The sequence below is a fragment of the Flavobacterium sp. UBA4854 genome (assembly GCF_002399805.1).
GTDB lineage: Bacteria > Bacteroidota > Bacteroidia > Flavobacteriales > Flavobacteriaceae > Flavobacterium > Flavobacterium ginsengisoli.
Genome location: NZ_DHEI01000120.1, coordinates 45,577 through 48,064, shown reverse-complemented (window position 1 = coordinate 48,064; position 2,488 = coordinate 45,577). Strand labels below are relative to the sequence as shown.

Here is a 2,488-nt window from a genome sequence, read left to right as displayed (position 1 = left end):
ACTAATCGGCACCACCATCTACGCTATCAAATGTTTCGCGTTCTTTTGGTTTTACACTATATTTTACTGAAACCATTGGCCCGTAGTAAACATCAAATTGAGTTCCGTTTGTGCGCAATTGCATTTGACCGATTACACCTGCCAAAAAATGAATATTCGGAGTTATTCCAGCAGTATAATAAACCGATAATCTGAAAATATCAAAATGTTCATCTGCATAATCTTTAGAGGCAAATTTCAGCATGAGTTCTGTATAATAACCAAGATTAGGCGCCAAGAAAATTGGTTTTTCCTTACTTTGTCTCAAATAATGATTAACACCAAAACGGGCTCTTATTCTGGGTATTGTCTGATGATTACCATTTCTGTCATCAAAAAACTTGGTCTCAAAACGCACTTGCTCAAAAAGAGAACCTTTGGGCATTTCCTGAGTATAGGTTCCCATAACAATAAGCCTATTTTCTAAAGTTTTGTAATTTCCCGCTTCTTCTATTGCATATTTCTGATTGTGCGCATATCCCAACCAAAGCTTCATGTTTTTAAAACCAGAATAAATAATCCAAGGTCTTATTACTTTACGCTGTGTATATTCAAAAGGATTTCCGTTTGTATAAGCACCTTGTGTAACGAGCTGCATATCTGCCTGACCGCTTAAATTCCATTTTTCTATTAAAGGAAACGCAACATCAACCTCGCTTATAGATGCTGGAATAAATCCCATTGTGTAAGGAGCGTCTTGGGCTTTTAAAACTTGAGAAAGCATGATGCAACAAAATACAAGGAAACTCTTTTTTAATAAACTCATAATTCGTCAATATTAAATTACACGGCTTCGAAATAAGAAAGTCTATCAAATTTAGATAAAGAAGTTTTTAACTTTAAAAAAAAGCGGTTTCATATTATAACATGAAACCGCTTTCTAGACATTTCTTCCAAACAAAAAAGCTTTAGAAAAATATCTAAAGCTTTTTTTAAATCAAAATTCTGAAAATTAATATAATGCAGACAGGTACAAAACTGACTGTTATTTTTATGTTCACATGATATTTTGCCCTCTGGGGCTATTTAATATATCAAACATACATTTCTATAAATATTTCGTCCCACTGGGACTACCGATGTATAGTCCCACCGAGGCTTTTTATAGCTCTGGAAGAGCATAATATTTATAGCTAAAAATCTATGCTCACTAATTCAGAAGCTCCAGAGGAGCGACATGTTAGATTTCTATAAATTTCAATTATCCAATTATGCATCGAAATTTGTTAATCTGGATTTGCCAATATTTTGTACAATTCGGCATTCGACAGATAAAACTGATTCTCTAAACTTATTTGCGACAATTTTGCGCTAACCAAATTGTTTTCTCTCGAATTGATTAAGAAAATCGAACTTTCTCCAAATGAGAATAATTTTTCTTCTGAATTCAGCATTGTCATATAATCTTTTACCAGATTATCAATTACAACTTTCTGCTTTCTTAATGATGCAATTTCGGTCTGCTGCGCTTTTACTTTATTTTTAAGTTCTAATCGTTGCTGGTCTATATCAAACTGCATGTCCTGAATTTTCAGTTTTGCCATTTTTAAACTCCCGCGTTCTTTTCTCAAGAAAATAGGAAAACTGAAATCGATATTAAACTTATAATCGTCGGCGTTAAAATTATTCCAGTAATTGGGTTCTGAAATATAGTTGTAACCTACATTAATTTTCGGAAGCAACGAATTGGCTTTCAACTGGCGATTGACTTCCAAAATATCCATTTTGGTTTCTAGAGACTGAATTTTTGGATGCGAATCTAACGACTCCACATCGACCATCATAGCATCTGTCTTTAAAGTTTCTTCTATAGTCTGAATTAGATTTTGTTCAGGTTTTACTAAATCTCCAAGCTCTACAGGAACATTTTCAATCCATAAAAAATTAGCCAATTTCAATTTTGCTTTAGCTAATTTCAGGTTTCCATTTTCAACATTCAGTTCTCTGTTTCGTACCGTAATTTTGGCCTCAACACTGTCAATTGCGGGTGCATCTCCTGCTGCGATTAACTTTTTAACTCCTTCAAAACGAGTGCTGGCAAAACCCAAATAATTTTTATACAATTCGGCTTCGTTATAGCTTTTTCTCCATTCAAAATAAGCTTCACTCGCCTGATATAAAATTTCAATTGCTCTTAATTTTCGCTGTGCATCACTTAGTTTTACCTGAAGTTTTCCTTCGCGAACATCTGCCATTCTTTGGTTAATAAACATTCCCTGACCTAAAGCAACATTAATTCCGAGCGAAGTTAAACCTGCTTCTGGCGTTTTGTTCTGCGGGTTATAATATTCCCCGTTCGTATCGTCAAAACCTGCTTTAATCTCAACTCCATACCAAGTCGGAATTTTGAAACTGCTGTTTAATAACGAATAATATTCTGTGCCTTTAAATTCTTTCTTATTATAATCTACTTCAAGTTTTGGATCAAATCCGCCTCGTGCCATCATCA

At 34.1% G+C, this 2,488-nt stretch carries 2 protein-coding genes; both read right to left on the bottom strand.

Annotation, left to right across the window (positions count from 1 at the left end):
* Position 1: 1 nt before the first annotated feature.
* On the bottom strand, positions 2–805 hold the full coding sequence (locus B3J44_RS17755; protein ID WP_286970044.1) for a DUF2490 domain-containing protein: 804 nt from the start codon (positions 803–805) through the stop codon (positions 2–4).
* Positions 806–1,265: 460 nt separating this feature from the next.
* Positions 1,266–2,488, bottom strand: a 1,223-nt coding sequence (locus tag B3J44_RS17750; RefSeq protein ID WP_286970043.1) for a TolC family protein, incomplete at its 5' end; no start/stop codon positions are given.